The sequence below is a fragment of the Salinivibrio sp. ES.052 genome (assembly GCF_900141775.1).
GTDB lineage: Bacteria > Pseudomonadota > Gammaproteobacteria > Enterobacterales > Vibrionaceae > Salinivibrio.
Genome location: NZ_FSRI01000002.1, coordinates 340,194 through 354,608, shown reverse-complemented (window position 1 = coordinate 354,608; position 14,415 = coordinate 340,194). Strand labels below are relative to the sequence as shown.

Annotated in this window: 13 protein-coding genes; 8 read left to right on the top strand and 5 right to left on the bottom strand. The window is 50.6% G+C overall.

The annotated features are described in order from the left end of the window. Positions 1-38 precede the first annotated feature (38 nt). Positions 39-677, bottom strand: coding sequence for a YigZ family protein (locus BUQ98_RS11285; protein ID WP_074214220.1), 639 nt, complete (start codon positions 675-677; stop codon positions 39-41). Positions 678-893: 216 nt separating this feature from the next. Between BUQ98_RS11285 and fadB the strand changes: the two genes are divergently transcribed. From fadB to BUQ98_RS11260, 4 genes are all read left to right on the top strand, one after another. Beyond that, the gene (gene fadB / locus BUQ98_RS11280) at positions 894-3,074 is read left to right on the top strand and encodes a fatty acid oxidation complex subunit alpha FadB (RefSeq protein ID WP_074213922.1); all 2,181 of its coding nucleotides are present in this window, start codon (positions 894-896) and stop codon (positions 3,072-3,074) included. Between the two features lie 16 nt (positions 3,075-3,090). After that, the gene (fadA, locus tag BUQ98_RS11275; RefSeq protein WP_074213921.1) at positions 3,091-4,254 is read left to right on the top strand and encodes an acetyl-CoA C-acyltransferase FadA; all 1,164 of its coding nucleotides are present in this window, start codon (positions 3,091-3,093) and stop codon (positions 4,252-4,254) included. Between the two features lie 100 nt (positions 4,255-4,354). Continuing rightward, a protein-coding gene (locus BUQ98_RS16815; RefSeq protein WP_139294610.1) for an IS3 family transposase occupies positions 4,355-5,583 on the top strand; the annotation gives its coding sequence in 2 pieces (ribosomal slippage) (positions 4,355-4,706 and positions 4,706-5,583; 1,230 coding nt in all). Between the two features lie 133 nt (positions 5,584-5,716). Beyond that, entirely contained in the window at positions 5,717-6,703 is a 987-nt protein-coding gene (locus tag BUQ98_RS11260) for an acrylyl-CoA reductase (NADPH) (RefSeq protein WP_074214219.1), read from the top strand. Positions 6,704-6,851: 148 nt separating this feature from the next. On the opposite strand, the gene BUQ98_RS16945 is transcribed toward BUQ98_RS11260, so the two are convergent. Further along, positions 6,852-7,055, bottom strand: coding sequence for a hypothetical protein (locus BUQ98_RS16945; protein WP_139294736.1), 204 nt, complete (start codon positions 7,053-7,055; stop codon positions 6,852-6,854). Between the two features lie 121 nt (positions 7,056-7,176). Between BUQ98_RS16945 and tusA the strand changes: the two genes are divergently transcribed. Continuing rightward, positions 7,177-7,425, top strand: coding sequence for a sulfurtransferase TusA (tusA, locus tag BUQ98_RS11255; RefSeq protein ID WP_074213920.1), 249 nt, complete (start codon positions 7,177-7,179; stop codon positions 7,423-7,425). 33 nt (positions 7,426-7,458) lie between these two features. Here the strand turns inward: tusA and BUQ98_RS11250 are convergent, their stop codons facing one another. After that, positions 7,459-8,019: a TMEM165/GDT1 family protein gene (locus tag BUQ98_RS11250; RefSeq protein WP_074213919.1), complete on the bottom strand. Its 561-nt coding sequence runs from the start codon at positions 8,017-8,019 to the stop codon at positions 7,459-7,461. A 376-nt stretch (positions 8,020-8,395) separates the two neighbouring features. Between BUQ98_RS11250 and glyQ the strand changes: the two genes are divergently transcribed. The 3 genes from glyQ to BUQ98_RS11235 all read left to right on the top strand — a co-directional run bounded on the left by glyQ (position 8,396) and on the right by BUQ98_RS11235 (position 13,015). Continuing rightward, on the top strand, positions 8,396-9,307 hold the full coding sequence (glyQ, locus tag BUQ98_RS11245; RefSeq protein ID WP_074213918.1) for a glycine--tRNA ligase subunit alpha: 912 nt from the start codon (positions 8,396-8,398) through the stop codon (positions 9,305-9,307). Between the two features lie 9 nt (positions 9,308-9,316). Beyond that, positions 9,317-11,386, top strand: coding sequence for a glycine--tRNA ligase subunit beta (gene glyS / locus BUQ98_RS11240; protein WP_074213917.1), 2,070 nt, complete (start codon positions 9,317-9,319; stop codon positions 11,384-11,386). A gap of 375 nt (positions 11,387-11,761) precedes the next feature. Continuing rightward, positions 11,762-13,015, top strand: coding sequence for a valine--pyruvate transaminase (locus BUQ98_RS11235; RefSeq protein WP_074213916.1), 1,254 nt, complete (start codon positions 11,762-11,764; stop codon positions 13,013-13,015). Positions 13,016-13,325: 310 nt separating this feature from the next. On the opposite strand, the gene BUQ98_RS11230 is transcribed toward BUQ98_RS11235, so the two are convergent. Together BUQ98_RS11230 and BUQ98_RS11225 are read right to left on the bottom strand one after the other, a co-directional pair. After that, positions 13,326-13,763 carry an Hsp20 family protein gene (locus BUQ98_RS11230; RefSeq protein ID WP_074214218.1) on the bottom strand — a complete coding sequence of 146 codons (438 nt, stop codon included), beginning with the start codon at positions 13,761-13,763 and terminating at the stop codon, positions 13,326-13,328. 205 nt (positions 13,764-13,968) lie between these two features. Next, positions 13,969-14,346: a VOC family protein gene (locus BUQ98_RS11225; RefSeq protein WP_074213915.1), complete on the bottom strand. Its 378-nt coding sequence runs from the start codon at positions 14,344-14,346 to the stop codon at positions 13,969-13,971. Positions 14,347-14,415 lie beyond the last annotated feature (69 nt).

The following is a 14,415-nucleotide window of genomic DNA, read 5'->3' as shown; positions in this document are numbered from 1 at the left end:
AGCGCTTACTACCGTCTCGTCGTTACACGTAAAGCAGGCTAGGTGCCTGACGTTATCTTATTCTCCAGCGGGAGTGCATGTGCTTGCCCGCGGGTTTGATTTTTAAGTGCCTCAAGAAACACATCGATATAGCGCGCATCGATACGCACACTCAATCGCACATTATGGCTGAATTCTGCATCGAGCTGAACGCCATCGTACTGCTTGAGTAGCGATTCTATCGTATCAATGTGAGCATATTCACAGCTTATCGTGTAAGGGACTGTCACTGCCACTTCTCGCGTGGTCAAAAGGCCCAGGGCTTGCTGCACACTACTGCCATACGCTTTGACCAAGCCCCCAGTACCCAGTTTAATCCCGCCAAAATAGCGTACTACCACGGCACAAATCTCACCGACGTTCGCACCTGATAACTGCGCAAGCATCGGCTTGCCTGCCGTTCCCGCTGGCTCACCATCATCGCCACACCCCCATTGCACGGAAGATTCAGGCCGGCCTGCGACAAATGCCCAGCAGTGATGGCGTGCATCAGGATACGCCGATCGCAGTGACTGAATAAATTGCTTCGCCTCTTCCTCACCCGGCGTATGGGCGAGATAGGTAATAAACCGGCTCTTTTTAATTTCAATTTCGTGCCTTACGGTTTCGGCAGGCACTGCGTATGGGGTGATCGGCATCATGGTACAACCTTTGTGTCTCAGCGACGCACTGTACCATATTCCCCTAAGCACAACAGGGACTCGGCCACAGTAAAAACAACTCACACCACATATTTTAAACATTCGTTTAACTTTTGGTTGTCATTTATTATAACAATGATCCACACTAGGTCGCATCTGGTCTAACCAGAACACTATTCAACCAGGATGGTACTGCCAACGTGGAGAACAACCATGATCTACCAAGGAGATAACCTTTCAGTTCGTGCTTTGGATAACGGCATTGCAGAACTGACCTTAGACAGCCAAGGTTCTGTCAACAAATTGGATCTGGCAACGCTAGAAAGCTTAGACCAAGCACTAGACGCATTGGCTGGCCGGGATGACGTGAAGGGGCTATTACTCACTTCTGCTAAATCGGCCTTTATTGTCGGCGCAGACATTACCGAGTTCCTCGGCTTGTTCGCCAAGCCCGACCAAGAGCTCTCTGATTGGGTATCTCGCGCCAACGCAATCTTTAATCGTCTTGAAGATTTACCCTACCCAACCATCAGCGCCGTTAACGGTCATGCATTAGGGGGCGGCTGCGAGTGCATTCTTGCCACCGATTTACGAGTTGCCAGCACTGACGCCCGAATTGGTCTACCTGAAACCAAGCTAGGTATCATGCCAGGGTTTGGAGGGACAGTTCGCCTGCCCCGTTTGATCGGTGCCGATACGGCAATGGAGATCATCACCGCAGGGAAAGAAAAGCGCGCGTCTGCAGCATTAAAGGAAGGACTGATAGATGCGGTCGTCGATAACGATAACCTGCGCGACGCGGCGATTCGAATGCTTGGCCAAGCGATCGACGAAAAAATTGATTGGCAAAGCCGTCGCCAACAGAAAAAGCAACCTCTCAAGCTTAACCGCACTGAAGCGGCGATGAGCTTCACCATGGCCAAAGGCATGGTGGCGCAGGTCGCCGGTAAACACTACCCCGCGCCAATGACCGCCGTGACCGCCATTGAAGAAGCTGCAGGGATGACACGCGACGACGCGCTCAAAGTCGAAAACCGCTACTTCGTTAAGCTGGCTAAAACCGATGTCGCACAAGCCTTGGTCGGTATTTTCCTTAATGACCAGGTCATTAAAGGCAACGCCAAAAAAGCCGCCAAACAAGGTAAAGACACCCAACGTGGTGCGGTATTAGGCGCGGGCATCATGGGCGGCGGTATTGCCTACCAATCGGCGCTCAAAGGCGTTCCGGTGATGATGAAAGACATCGCCCAAGCCTCGCTAGACCTCGGCATGAAAGAAGCGACCAAGCTACTGAACAAGCAGCTAGAGCGTGGTCGTGTCGATGGTTTTAAAATGGGCCAAGTATTGTCGTCAATCACCCCAAGTCTTCACTATGCGGGCATTGAGCAAAGTGACGTGATCGTCGAGGCCGTGGTCGAGAACCCGAAAGTGAAAACCAGCGTCCTCAAAGAAGTGGAAGCCCAGGTCAGTGACGACACCGTCATTGCGTCCAACACCTCTACCATTCCTATCAATACACTGGCGAAGTCATTGGCCCGCCCAGAAAACTTCTGTGGCATGCACTTCTTTAACCCGGTTCATCGCATGCCATTAGTGGAAGTCATTCGTGGCGAGAAAACCTCTGATGAAACCATCGCACGCGTGGTCGCTTACGCCGCCAAGATGGGTAAGTCGCCCGTGGTCGTCAACGACTGCCCCGGCTTTTTCGTCAACCGTGTATTGTTCCCCTACTTCCATGCCTTTAGCTTGCTACTGCGTGACGGCGTGGACTTCCAGCGCATTGATAAAATCATGGAAAAACAATTTGGCTGGCCGATGGGCCCTGCTTATTTGCTTGATGTGGTTGGTATCGATACCGCGCACCACGCACAGGCAGTGATGGCAGAAGGTTTCCCTGATCGCATGAGCAAATCTGGCCGCGATGCCATTGACGTGATGTTTGAAGCCGAGCGATTCGGTCAGAAAAACGGCAAAGGTTTCTATCGCTACACCACGGATAAAAAAGGCAAGCCGAAAAAAGAGGCCGATGAAGCCGTCTCTGAACTGCTCGCCCCCGTCATCCAAGGTGGACAGGCTGAGATCAGTGACGAAGATATTATCGCTCGCATGATGGTGCCGATGATCAACGAAGTCGCCCGCTGCTTGGAAGAAGACATTATCGCCTCTCCGGCTGAGGCAGACATCGCCTTGGTTTATGGCATTGGCTTCCCGCCATTCCGTGGCGGTGCTTTCCGTTATGTCGACACTTTGGGTGTTGATAACTACGTCGCCATGGCAGACAAATTCTCTGACCTCGGTGCTTTGTATCATGTCCCAGCGGATATGAAACGTCGTGCCGGCGATAAACAGGCTTACTTTGATGTCACACCGGTCAACGCACCGCAATCAGCCTAAGTTTAAGGAGAGAACAATGAACAATGTAGTGATCGTTGACTGTATCCGCACCCCAATGGGCCGTTCGAAAGGCGGTGTGTTTCGCAACGTCCGCGCTGAAGATCTATCCGCGCACCTGATGAAGTCTCTATTGGCACGTAATCCTGCGGTAGAAAGCACCAGCATTGAAGACATCTACTGGGGCTGTGTACAACAAACGCTCGAGCAAGGTTTTAACATTGCCCGTAATGCGGCGCTCCTTGCTGGCATTCCACATAGCGTGGGTGCCACCACGGTCAACCGTCTGTGTGGCTCGTCGATGCAAGCGCTCCATGATGCGGCTCGCGCAATCATGGTCGGTGATGGCGACACCTTCTTGATTGGTGGTGTCGAACACATGGGTCACGTGCCGATGAACCATGGTGTCGACTTCCACCCTGGCTTATCTAAGTCGGTAGCTAAAGCCGCTGGCATGATGGGGCTTACCGCTGAAATGCTCGGTCGCATGCATGGCATCAGCCGTGAAATGCAAGACCAGTTTGCCGCTCGTTCTCATGCCCGTGCACATGCCGCCACCGTGGAAGGCCGCTTTAGAGAAGAAATTGCCCCTATCGAAGGCCATGATGCCGATGGCCTACTCACCTTGGTGGAAGACGATGAAGTGATTCGTCCAGAAACCACCGTAGAGAGCCTCGCCGGTTTACGCCCCGCCTTTGACCCTGCCAATGGCACAGTAACCGCTGGCACGTCGTCGGCATTATCGGATGGCGCTTCTGCAATGTTGGTGATGAGTGAGGAAAAAGCCAAGTCGCTTGGCTTACCGATCCGTGCGCGTATCCGCGCCATGAGCGTGGCGGGTTGCGATCCATCGATTATGGGATACGGCCCGGTTCCTGCGACCAAAAAAGCGCTAAAACGTGCTGGTTTAAGCATCGATGACATTGACTTGGTCGAACTGAATGAGGCATTTGCCGCCCAGTCTCTGCCTTGTGTCAAAGATCTTGGCCTGATGGATAAAGTGGATGACAAAGTTAACCTCAACGGTGGTGCAATTGCACTAGGTCATCCATTAGGCTGTTCCGGTGCACGCATCTCGACCACCTTGCTGCATCAAATGGAGCGCCAAGATGCCACCTTAGGCTTAGCCACCATGTGCATTGGTTTAGGCCAAGGGATTGCGACTGTGTTCGAACGCGTCTAACCATAAGGCGATCTTTCGTTAATAAAGAGCGGCTGAGTCCGCTCTTTTTTTTGGCTTGCTGTCCCGTCCTGAAATACGTTGACATAAAGAGGACTTCTTTATGACAACATCAAGTAATTCAAGCCGTAAGCGCACGCAACGTGATTACACCTTAGCCTTTAAATTAGGCGTTGTAGAGCGTGTTGAAAAAGGCGAAATGACGTACAAACAAGCTCAAGCCCGTTTTGGCATTCAGGGCCGCTCAACGGTACTCGTCTGGCTCAGAAAACATGGTAGACTCGATTGGTCGAAGCCATTTCAGCATCCCCTTATGCCACATTCAAAAGAAACCCCATCCGAAACTATCAAGCGCCTTGAGCGTGAGTTAGCCGAAGAGAAACTGCGTAACCAAATCCTCAATGGTATGGTCGATATCATGGACAATGAGTACGGAGCCGGCCTCAGAAAAAAGTACTTATCCGGTACATCTGGCAAGCCAAAGCCAAAAGTAAAATAAAGTTAGCGGCGGCATGTCGTGCCACAGGCATTTCTCGGCAAGGTGTCTATCAAGCCGTTGCTCGAATGGAAAGCCGAAGAGCTGAACTATCAATCATCAGAGACTGGGTCCAATACTGGCGTAAGTATATGCCGAGGTTAGGGGCGCGTAAGCTCTACGCGTTGGTAAAGCCCAAGCTAGTTGAACACGAAATTAAGCTAGGGCGAGACGGGTTTTTTAGCTATCTGAGAAGCGAAGGCTTACTGGTTAAACCCAAGAAAAGCTACACAAAAACTACGTGTAGTAAGCACTGGATGAAGAAGCATCCTAACCTGCTAAAAGAAGACGGACTGCATGATGCTGCGCATGTACTGGTCAGCGACATCACTTATGTTGAATCAGACCAAGGTGTGCACTATCTGTCACTGGTGACCGATGCCAACTCACGCAAGATAGTGGGTCATCACGTTAGCGAAGATATGAAAGTCGACAATGTAGTGAAAGCGCTGAAAATGGCCGTCAAAGATAAGCGCTATATCGGCAATGCGGTACATCACTCAGACCGAGGTTCGCAATACTGCTCAGCCGTTTATCAGAGTGCGCTACAGGAGAGTCAAATCCAGCCGTCGATGACGGATGGTTATGATTGCTACCAAAACGCGTTAGCGGAAAGAGTCAATGGCATACTGAAGCATGAGTTTTTACTGTACCGGTGTAAGACACTGACAGAGCTTAAAATACTGGTAAAAGAATCGATAGCGATATACAACGAAATGAGACCGCACCTAAGTTTAAGTATGGCAACCCCCAATCAGGTGCATAATAAAAAAGGCCAGCTACTGGAGCTGGCCTAAAAACTGTCAACCTATATTAGGACGGGACATGCGTCATCCCGTGCACAATCGCATAGTGATTGATGTAACGCATGTGGTGGTAACATCATCTGGCCTAGTATGGCCGCTCACTGACTTCAACCGGGAGAATGCCATGTTTAACGCGCTTGTCCTCGAACAACACGAACAACAAATCCTCACCAAAATCACCTCACTCGATGACGACTTGCTACCTGATGGTAATGTCACCATCAATGTCGATTTTAGCTCCCTTAATTATAAAGACGGCTTGGCCATCACCGGCAAAGGCAAAATTGTTCGCCAATTCCCCATGGTACCGGGTATCGATTTTGCGGGCACAGTGGCGGACAGCCAGCACCTAAATTATCAGCCCGGAGATAAAGTGGTGCTGACCGGCTGGGGCGTCGGAGAGTCACACTGGGGTGGCATGGCCGAAAAAGCGCGTGTGAATGGCGACTGGCTCGTTCCTCTCCCAGAAGGACTCACTGAGCAACAGGCAATGATGGTAGGCACCGCTGGGTTTACCGCAATGTTATGTGTGCAAGCCTTAATCGATGGCGGCGTGAAACCTGAAGATGGTCCTGTGTTAGTCACTGGCGCCAGTGGCGGTGTTGGCTCTGTCGCAGTTACCTTATTACATGCATTAGGGTATCGCGTGAGTGCCGTTACAGGCCGACTTGAAGCCAATCAAGCGTGGCTTAAGCAACTGGGGGCTGACGAAGTACTACCGCGCGAGTCCTTTAGCGCACCCGGTCGTCCGCTGGATAAACAGCAGTGGTCTGGCGCGATTGATACTGTGGGTAGTCAAATGCTCGCCAATGTCCTTTCACAAATCCAGTACGGTGGCACAGTTGCCGCATGTGGCCTGGCGGGCGGTTTCGACTTACCTGCGACTGTAATGCCATTTATTCTGCGCAATGTGCGATTGCAAGGTATCGATTCAGTCTCTTGCCCGAAAGCACCGCGTCAAGCGGCGTGGCAGTCACTGACCAAGCTATTACCCGCCAGTTACTTTGAACAGGCCTGCCACACGATTACGCTTGCGCAGACTCCAGAGTATGCGGACAAAATCATACAAGGCGAGGTGAAAGGCCGCGTGGTCATTGATATGGCCAGTTAAAGGGGGGACACAACTGACGGTCTGCCTTCTATTGTGGGTGGACCGTTTCTTGACTTTCGATCAGCAAACAGTGGACAAAAAAATCCCGCTCGAAGAGCGGGGAAGCCCAAGAAAACTGGGAGTGAGTGTAGCTGTTGAGTGAGTTAGCCTAGTCAGGCTGCGAGCGTGGCGTTGAGGTCGATAAGGCTTCTACCCATAACCCCAAAGCTGCGGCGCAGATTGCTAGTGTTGCCAAGAGAGTGTGCTCATGACTATGCGTTAATCCCCAAAAAGCGAGTCCGCTGAGCCCTGTGTAAGCAGCGATGCGGTGTCGATAAGCCAAGCCCAATGTGCTCGTTTGTGCTTTTCTCATGATCCCGCCCTTAGTTAACGACTTGTTAAATAATTTACACAACTCATTTACAACCGCAACCCTGTTTGAATAATTTGTCGCCATAAGTATGATCAGGTCGACACTTTTTGAGGTAAAAACAATGACACTCGCTTTTGACCACGCCGATCTTCAACTTGATGCCTTAGGCCTGCGCTGCCCGGAGCCTGTAATGATGGTACGTAAACGTATCCGCCACATGGATGACGGTCAGACCTTGCTTATTACCGCCGATGATCCCTCAACCACGCGTGATATTCCCAGCTTTTGTCGTTTTATGGATCACACCCTTATCGCAGCCCAAACAGAGAGCGTGCCGTTTCAATTTTTGATCAAAAAAGGGCTGGCATAACGCCAACCCTTATCGATTCATCATTTCCCTGCGTTAACTCAGTAGATACCAGGTATCGAGTACAGCCAATGCCGCAAACATGGCTGCGGCGAGCGCGCGTACCACCGCAAATGGCACATGACGCTGAATTCTATCACCGGCCAGCACCACGGGGACATTGGCTAACAACATGCCAATGGTTGATCCTATCACCACCACCCATAGCGCATCATTAAATTGGGCGCCCAATGCGGTCGTAGCGATCTGAGTTTTATCGCCAATTTCTGCGATAAAAAAGGCACTGAAGCTCGCCCAGAAAGCGCTTTTACCCTGAATACCTTCTTCCTCAAGCTTGTCAGGGATCAGCATCCATACCGCCATCACACTAAAACTGATGATTAAAACAATATGCAATACGGTATCAGTCAGAATATCGGCTGCAACCACGCCGAGCCAGGCGGCAATGGCGTGATTGACTAACGTCGCCACGAAAATGGCAAAGATAATCACCGCGGGTTTACGAAAACGTGTCGCTAACGCCAGCGATAGTAATTGGGTTTTATCCCCGATTTCCGCCAAGGTAACGGTGGAGATAGAAATAGCAAGAACGCTCATGACATTGCTCATCTGGGGCAGGGCTTATTATGATTCAACCACGACAACACACACGCCCCACCCCGGTTCGTGCGATTGTCGTTGGTCTCGTCAAGCCCAGAGCACCTAATGGCAGGCTTACAATCACCATGAAGATTTTGCTTCAACTATGTTGATGATTGCCCCACTGACTGTGCAGTGGTCGACTACTCCCCAAGACGGCGCTAGTGTACGATTTGAACAATCGCTTGGCAACTTCTATTCCTCCTCCCCCTACACGCAGAAAATAAGCGAATCAAAGTCGCACAAAAATCCGCCAGCCCCCTACTGCTTGAGCGCGCTGCGAGTTATAATTGCCAGCTATTTTCTCCATTCATCAACTCGCGCGAACCTGACAATGCATAAATTCGATATCAAAACCTTTCAGGGTATGATCCTCGCGCTGCAGGATTATTGGGCCCAGCAAGGCTGTACCATTGTTCAGCCGCTAGACATGGAAGTGGGTGCAGGTACCTCCCACCCAATGACATGCTTGCGTGCACTTGGTCCAGAGCCCATTGCAGCGGCTTACGTTCAACCTTCTCGTCGTCCTACCGATGGGCGTTATGGCGAGAACCCGAACCGTCTGCAGCACTACTACCAGTTTCAAACCATCCTGAAACCGTCACCCGATAACATTCAAGAGCTGTATTTAGGCTCGCTGCGTGTGCTGGGGATTGATCCAGAAGTCCACGACATTCGCTTTGTGGAAGATAACTGGGAAAACCCAACGCTTGGCGCTTGGGGCCTAGGCTGGGAAGTCTGGCTGAACGGGATGGAGATCACCCAGTTTACCTATTTCCAGCAAGTAGGCGGGTTGGAATGCAAACCGGTCACCGGTGAGATCACCTACGGTATCGAGCGTCTCGCCATGTATATCCAAGAAGTCGACTCTGTGTACGACCTTGTCTGGACGAATGGCCCGTTTGGTACAGTCACCTATGGCGATATCTTCCACCAAAACGAAGTGGAACAGTCGACCTATAACTTTGAACATGCCGATGTGGATTTTCTGTTCCGCTACTTTGATCAGTGCGAAGCTGAAAGTACCAAGCTACTGGATCTCGAGCAGCCGCTCCCTTTGCCTGCTTACGAACAGATCCTAAAAGCCGGTCATGCGTTCAACCTGCTGGATGCGCGCAAAGCCATCTCAGTGACTGAACGTCAACGCTATATTCTGCGCATTCGCACACTGACTAAACGTGTCGCCGAAGCCTACTACGCATCTCGCGAAGCGCTGGGCTTCCCGATGTGCCGACACACCAAATAAGGGAGCATCATGGCAACGCAAAATTTCCTGATTGAACTCGGCACTGAAGAGCTACCACCCACAGCCTTACGCACCTTGGCTGAAGCTTTTGCCAGCCAATTCGACGTACAATTGAAAGACGCTGATCTGAGCCACCAAGGTGTCACTTGGTACGCCTCCCCGCGTCGCTTGGCACTTAAAGTCGCTGCATTGAGCGATCGCCAGCCAGACAAAGTGGTTGAAAAACGTGGTCCTGCGGTCAGCGCCGCCTTTGACGCAGACGGCAACCCCACCAAAGCGGCTATGGGTTGGGCGCGCGGTAACGGGATTGACGTGAGCGAGGCCGAGCGTCTAAAAACCGATAAAGGTGAGTGGTTGCTGTATCGTCAACACGTACCAGGCCAAGCCATTGACGCCTTACTGCCGGTACTGGCCGATAACGCTCTAAGCAAGCTGCCTATTCCTAAACCCATGCGCTGGGGTGACAAAGACACCCAGTTTATCCGCCCAGTGAAAACCTTGGTGATGCTGTATGGGGACACCTTGATTGAAGGCACTATCCTAGGCGTGGCGTCCGATCGCGTGGTTCGTGGTCACCGCTTTATGGGTGAATCGATCTTAACGCTGGATCATGCTGACCAATACCCAGAGCGCCTTGAGCGTGAAGGTAAAGTCATGGCCGATTATGAAAAGCGTAAGGCGTTGATTATTAAAGATGCCAAAGCAGCGGCTGACGCGGTTGGCGGGATTGCTGAGCTTGATGAAGACTTGGTTGAAGAAGTCACCTCTCTGGTGGAGTGGCCAGTGGTACTGACGGCCTCGTTTGAGAACAAGTTCCTTAAGGTGCCATCAGAAGCGCTGGTGTACACCATGAAAGGCGACCAAAAGTACTTCCCTGTCTATGACGCTAACGGCGAGCTACTGCCGAAGTTCATCTTCGTGTCTAACATCGAATCGAAAGATCCGGCGCAGGTTATCTCAGGGAATGAGAAGGTCGTGCGCCCTCGCCTCGCGGATGCGGAGTTCTTCTTTGATACTGACCGCAAGCGCCCATTGATTGAGCGCCTGCCAGAGCTTGATAGCGCGGTATTCCAAAAGCAATTAGGTACCATCAAAGATAAAACCGACCGCATTACTGCACTCGCAGGACAGATTGCAGAGCGTATCGGTGCCGACAAGACACACACGGAGCGCGCGGGGCAACTGGCTAAGTGTGATCTCATGACCTCGATGGTGTTTGAGTTCACCGAAACCCAAGGCGTGATGGGCATGCACTATGCGCGTCATGATGGCGAGCCCGAAGCCGTAGCACTGGCGCTGAACGAGCAATACTGGCCGCGCTTTGCCGGTGATAAGCTACCTACGACACCTGTCTCCTCAGCACTTTCAATGGCTGACAAAATGGATACCATCGTGGGCATCTTTGGTATTGGTCAAGCGCCTAAAGGGAGTGACCCCTTCGCCCTGCGTCGTGCCGCGTTAGGCGTTCTGCGTATTATCGTCGAGAACGGCTATCAGCTTGATCTTGTCGACCTTATCCGTGATGCCAAAGCTCAGTACGATGACCGTCTGACTCACAAAGAGGTAGAGGCGGATGTCCTCGACTTTATGTTAGGTCGTTTCCGCGCCTGGTACCAAGATATGGGCTATAGCGTTGATATCATCCAAGCCGTATTGGCACGTCGTCCAACCAAGCCGGCTGACTTTGACAGCCGCGTTAAAGCGGTATCGCACTTCCGTAGTCTTGAAGAAGCCGAAGCACTCGCCGCGGCCAACAAGCGTGTAGGCAATATCTTGGCCAAATATGACGGCGAGCTCCCTAGCAGCGTCGATGCAAGCCTGCTGCAAGAAGACGCTGAAAAAGCATTGGCGGACATGGTCGCTGAGAAAGTTGCAGCGGTTAAACCTTTGTTTGCTAACAGCGATTATCAAGGAGCCCTGACAGAACTGGCGCAATTACGCACCCCAGTTGATACCTTCTTTGATAACGTGATGGTTATGGCAGATGATCCCGCACTGAAAGCCAACCGTTTAGCGATGCTTCACCTTATCCGTGAGCAGTTCCTCAACGTGGCAGATATCTCTGTTCTACAGAAGTAATCATCGACAATACGCTACCCAGCCCCGCCATTGCGCGGGGCTTTTTTTGGGTGTTTATACCCGTACGCCCCTCTTCGCTACCAACATTCATCTACCTTACTACCAGGTCTCAGCCTCGTTGGCTACCCAATTCAATGACGCTAATCACCCTGTTTGTCGAGCCAAGCCGAGTTGGTTTCACGTGGAACACTTGGATTTCTATCCCTCTAAGCGACTTTCCCCTAGTGTGTACCGATAACGTAACAACCCCGTCAACCATACCCTTTAATGACGACTAGATAACAAACTTACCATGCTTTCTTTTACACAATAGATTGTTGTATGTTGATTGCAGCTTAACCACAACATCGATACAGATATCTAAAGGCAGTAATCATGGAAGTCACTCACTTTGGCGAGAAGTTCGCAAATCACTCGGGCATCACACAGTTAATGGACGATCTTAATGACGGCTTACGTAATCCAGACGCCATTATGTTGGGGGGCGGCAACCCCGCTGCGATCCCGGAAATGCTCAACTACTTTAAGACGCTAAGCCAATCAATGCTCGACGACGGTAGTCTCGTTCACGCCATGGCAAACTACGATGGTCCACAAGGAAAATCGGCATTACTGAATGCCCTCGCCGAGCTGCTTAATCAGACTTATGGCTGGCAGCTCTCAAGCAAAAACATCATGCTAACCAATGGCAGCCAAAGTGCTTTCTTTTATCTATTTAACCTATTAGCTGGGCGCTACTCCGATGGCAGCCACAAAAAAATCTTGCTGCCCCTCGCACCTGAATATATCGGTTATGGCGACGCCGGCATCAATGACGATATCTTTGTTAGCTATCAACCTGACATTGAGTTGCTAGAAAACCGACAGTTTAAATACCACGTCGACTTTAGCCGCCTAACAATTGATGAAAGTATTGGCGCCATCTGTGCCTCACGCCCGACCAACCCAACCGGCAATGTGCTAACCGATAACGAAATCCAACAACTTGACCAACTCGCTCGCGACAACAATATTCCACTGATCATAGACAATGCCTATGGCACGCCCTTCCCGGATATTATTTTTGAGGACGTCGCCCCGTTCTGGAATGACAACACCATACTTTGCTCAAGCCTGAGTAAGCTTGGGTTGCCTGGTGTGCGTTGTGGGATTGTGATTGCCAATGAAACGGTGATCAGTGCGATGTCCAATATCAACGGTATCGTCAGCCTGTCACCAAACAGTGTGGGACCGGCCATGGCGCTAGCGATGATAGAGCGTGGCGACCTATTACGTTTAAGCAAAGACGTCGTGCGCCCCTTCTACCACCAAAAGTCACAACGCACCTTAAATATGGTGCTTGAAACCATTAATGATGAGCGTGTTCGTGTTCATAAACCAGAGGGGGCCATCTTCCTATGGCTCTGGTTTAACGATCTCCCCATTTCCACGCAAACATTATATAAGCGCCTCAAAGCACGCGGTGTACTGGTTGTACCCGGAGAGTACTTCTTTATTGGTGTGGAGCACGAAGGCTGGGATCATGCTAAACAATGTATTCGCATGAACTATGTCCAAGATGATGACGCCATGCAACAAGGCATTAAGGTGATTGCTGAAGAAGTCGCGCGCGCCTACAACGAGGAATAAGCCTTAGTTTCACGTGGAACACTTGCGCATGATGTTTCACGTGGAACACTCCCACACCTCCGAATACAAGATATCGACAACGCACCCACCTCGTAATGCAGAGCTTATACCTGACTAATAGAGGAAGAAAAAGCCATATTAAGTCACCCAAGACGGTAAGACTGTAATGAAAAAACTTATATCAGGTGTGTTTAGAGGCACACACTTAGACTTGATAGAAGGTTTAAAAGAGTGATGGCTGGCAGGAACAAAAAGGGCAGCAACGCTGCCCTCTCCTTACCCATCTGGTTGGGTATCTACCGTTCCCGGTTTACTCCGCGTTTTCGAGTAGTCGGCTGCCAATCTCGATGCGACGAGGTTTTTCCTCTTCAGGCACCTCACGCACTAAATCAATATGAAGCATGCCGTTTTCCATTTCCGCACCGGTCACTTTAATGTGATCGTCGAGCTGGAACTTGCGCTCGAAATCACGCTCGGCAATGCCCTGATACAAGAACTTCGTCTCTTGGCTACGGCTTGATTTCTTGCCGGCAACCGTCAGGCTGTTTTTCTGCTGAGTAATGTCTACTTCGTTTTGGCCAAACCCAGCTACGGCCATAGTGATACGGTACTGGTTTTCCTTACTCTGCTCAATATTGTAAGGAGGAAACCCACCCGCATTATTGGTGTTGCTGTTTTCGACTAGATCAAATAAACGGTCGAAGCCAATAGCAGTACGATAGAGTGGAGAGAAATCAAAATTACGCATAATCTTACCCTTCTTATGAAGCAATAAAATGTCTTTAACGAACGGCTTTCCTACTTGGACAAGCCCCCGGCGACCCAATGGCATCGCCTCATTACTCTATATAGGGTTGCGTAATTTGATTTCAATAGCAGCTTTAACATTTTTTGCTCTCGGGGAAGGCGTACTATTCGATAGCGAGCCTCTCAAACACATCCCTCCTATCAGACTAATCAAGCGGTGCAACACGCACGAGATGCCCATCAGGATCTTGAATCACGAAGGTTCGGCCAAACACATCATCGTAAGGAGGTTGTACAACATCGATGGTTAAGTTGTTCGACCATTGGTCAAAAACCGCATCAACGTCATTATTGGTGGGCACCATAATACCGATTTCACTCAGACGCGTGATTGATGGTGATGGCTGCTCGCCGCCTGTCCACAATGCAAACAAGGCATCTCCCTGTTCAGAGGCAGAAAAGGCCACATACCTGGGACTGGTAAAGACAGGCTCACATTGAAAGAGTTGCTGGTAGAAACCTACAGAGCGGTCAATATCAGAAACATAAACCAATTGGAGATTAGCGCGTGTTTTAATAGACATAAGGCTTCCTATCACTTTGCCGTTAAGGGAATGATGAGTTTACTCGCCCCATAACAACTGTATATAAAA

Excerpts from the sequence above, each read along its gene's own strand:
- BUQ98_RS11285 (WP_074214220.1), bottom strand. The coding sequence starts at position 677 with ATGCCGATCACCCCATACGCAGTGCCTGCCGAAACCGTAAGGCACGAA.
- fadB (WP_074213922.1), top strand. The coding sequence starts at position 894 with ATGATCTACCAAGGAGATAACCTTTCAGTTCGTGCTTTGGATAACGGC.
- fadA (WP_074213921.1), top strand. The coding sequence starts at position 3,091 with ATGAACAATGTAGTGATCGTTGACTGTATCCGCACCCCAATGGGCCGT.
- BUQ98_RS11260 (WP_074214219.1), top strand. The coding sequence starts at position 5,717 with ATGTTTAACGCGCTTGTCCTCGAACAACACGAACAACAAATCCTCACC.
- BUQ98_RS16945 (WP_139294736.1), bottom strand. The coding sequence starts at position 7,055 with ATGAGAAAAGCACAAACGAGCACATTGGGCTTGGCTTATCGACACCGC.
- tusA (WP_074213920.1), top strand. The coding sequence starts at position 7,177 with ATGACACTCGCTTTTGACCACGCCGATCTTCAACTTGATGCCTTAGGC.
- BUQ98_RS11250 (WP_074213919.1), bottom strand. The coding sequence starts at position 8,019 with ATGAGCGTTCTTGCTATTTCTATCTCCACCGTTACCTTGGCGGAAATC.
- glyQ (WP_074213918.1), top strand. The coding sequence starts at position 8,396 with ATGCATAAATTCGATATCAAAACCTTTCAGGGTATGATCCTCGCGCTG.
- glyS (WP_074213917.1), top strand. The coding sequence starts at position 9,317 with ATGGCAACGCAAAATTTCCTGATTGAACTCGGCACTGAAGAGCTACCA.
- BUQ98_RS11235 (WP_074213916.1), top strand. The coding sequence starts at position 11,762 with ATGGAAGTCACTCACTTTGGCGAGAAGTTCGCAAATCACTCGGGCATC.
- BUQ98_RS11230 (WP_074214218.1), bottom strand. The coding sequence starts at position 13,763 with ATGCGTAATTTTGATTTCTCTCCACTCTATCGTACTGCTATTGGCTTC.
- BUQ98_RS11225 (WP_074213915.1), bottom strand. The coding sequence starts at position 14,346 with ATGTCTATTAAAACACGCGCTAATCTCCAATTGGTTTATGTTTCTGAT.